Below are 1212 nucleotides of genomic sequence, written 5' to 3' on the forward strand. Positions count from 1 at the left end.
CGGTCGACACCAGGATCGAGAAGGGTTTCGACCTCGCCAAGCTGATCGGCGACGGCAAGCTCGCCATGGGAGATTTCAAGGCGGTGCCGGCCGGCAAATACGGCAAGGCCGCGCTTGAATCGCTCGGCGTCTGGTCCTCGGTCGAGGGCAAGGTGGCGCAGGCCGAAAACGTGCGCGCGGCGCTGAAACTGGTTTCGACGGGCGAAGCCGCCCTTGGCATTGTCTATGCCACCGACGCGCATGCCGAAAAGGGGGTCAAGGTGATCGGCACCTTCCCGGAGGATTCGCATCCGCCGATCATCTATCCGGTTGCCCAGACCGCCGATTCGAAGGACAAGGATACGCCGGCTTTCCTGAAATGCCTGCAGTCGGCCAAGGCGGCCGCGCTGTTCAAGGATCAGGGATTTACCGTGCTCGCGCCGAGCAACTGAGTTCCAAGGGGCACTATGAACTGGCTGCTGGACCTCACTCCCGACGAATGGAATGCGGTCCGGCTGTCCATCAAGGTGGCAACGGTGGCGATGCTCGCCAGCCTGCCGCCGGGCATCTTGATCGCGCTTCTGCTTGCCCGGGGACAGTTCTGGGGCAAGACGGTTCTCAACGGGCTGGTGCATCTGCCGCTGATCCTGCCGCCGGTGGTGACCGGCTATCTGCTGCTGCTCACCTTCGGCCGGCGCGGTCCGGCCGGTGCCTTCCTGGCCGAGCATTTCGGCATCGTCTTCTCCTTCCGCTGGACAGGTGCGGCGCTGGCTTGCGGCGTCATGGGCTTTCCCCTGATGGTGCGGGCGATCCGGCTGTCGATCGAGGCGGTGGACCGTAGGATGGAAGCGGCGGCGGGAACGCTCGGCGCCAATCCGCTCTGGGTGTTTGCCACCATCACGCTGCCGTTGATCCTGCCCGGGCTGATCGCCGGCGCCATCCTGGCCTTCGCCAAGGCGATGGGCGAGTTCGGCGCCACCATCACCTTCGTTTCCAACATTCCCAATGAGACGCAGACATTGCCGTCGGCGATCTACACCTTCACGCAGGTGCCGGGTGGCGATGAAGGGGCGCTCCGCCTGACGCTGATTTCCATTGTCATCTCCATGGCAGCACTTGTGGCTTCGGAGGTGCTGGCGCGGCGTGTCGGCCGGCGGCTGGACATCGAATGAGCGTTCTCGTCGACATCAGCCATCGGCAGGGCGGTTTCGCCATCGGCGCCCGCTTCGAAAG

General features: G+C 64.5%; 2 protein-coding genes. Both read left to right on the forward strand.

Annotation, left to right across the window (positions count from 1 at the left end):
- The coding region (modA, locus tag EN969_RS31825; protein WP_127419774.1) for a molybdate ABC transporter substrate-binding protein at positions 1-431 on the forward strand (431 nt) is incomplete at its 5' end.
- A 15-nt stretch (positions 432-446) separates the two neighbouring features.
- Positions 447-1151 carry a molybdate ABC transporter permease subunit gene (gene modB, locus EN969_RS31830; protein ID WP_063168280.1) on the forward strand — a complete coding sequence of 235 codons (705 nt, stop codon included), beginning with the start codon at positions 447-449 and terminating at the stop codon, positions 1149-1151.
- Positions 1152-1212 lie beyond the last annotated feature (61 nt).

The sequence above is a fragment of the Mesorhizobium sp. M7A.F.Ca.CA.003.01.2.1 genome (assembly GCF_003998945.1).
Taxonomy (GTDB): Bacteria; Pseudomonadota; Alphaproteobacteria; order Rhizobiales; family Rhizobiaceae; genus Mesorhizobium; species Mesorhizobium ciceri.